An 815-nucleotide genomic window follows, 5' to 3' on the forward strand; every position below is an offset into this window, starting at 1 on the left:
TAGGCTGTGTCCCGCAATAGGCTGAGATAGAATAATCTATGTGGCTCTGACTTTCGGAAAAAACATGTTATGGCTCGTTACGACCTTCCTGATGAAGCATGGGAGTTACTGCTCCCCTTATTGCCCCCTGAACATTCTCAACGGGCGGGACATCCTTATGTTGAACACCGCCGGGTTATCAACGGCATGTTTTGGATACTCTGTTCCGGTGCCCCCTGGCGGGATTTACCCGAACGTTATGGTTCCTGGAAAACCGTCTATAATCGCTTTAATCGGTGGTCAAAATCGGGGCTCATTAACCTCATTTTCAATAAGTTATTGTCAATACTGGATGAACAAGGTTTAGTTGATTGGTCAGCTATATCTCTGGATGGCAGTAACATTCGTGCGGCACATTGTGCGGCGGGTGCCAAAAAAAACATCCCGATGTCACCGAAGATCATGGCCTGGGTCGCTCTCAGGGTGGTTATGGCTCCAAAATCCATCTGGCGGTCGATGGAAAAGGCTATCCACTGAATGTGGTACTCAGTGCAGGTCAATGTCATGAAAGTCAATATGCAGTGCGCCTGCTGGATGGTCTGGGTATTCAGCGTAAAAACGGTTTTATGAAACGTCGTTCAAAAGCGGTGATTGCTGATAAAGGTTATGCCAGCCACGCATTACGTAACCGGTTAAAAAGTCAGGGAATAAAAGTGATAATTCCCTATAAATCAAATGAAAAAGCGCGGTCAGATGGACGGGTTAAATTCGACCATGAAACGTATCGAAGAAGAAATGTTGTAGAAAGATGTTTTGGTCGACTCAAAGAGCATCGT

General features: G+C 45.9%; 1 pseudogene. It reads left to right on the plus strand.

What is annotated here, in order from left to right:
• Positions 1-69 precede the first annotated feature (69 nt).
• Positions 70-815: pseudogene (locus tag CKY02_RS23130) on the plus strand (IS5 family transposase); the annotation flags it as partial.

The organism is Photorhabdus bodei (assembly GCF_003287735.1).
GTDB lineage: Bacteria > Pseudomonadota > Gammaproteobacteria > Enterobacterales > Enterobacteriaceae > Photorhabdus > Photorhabdus kayaii.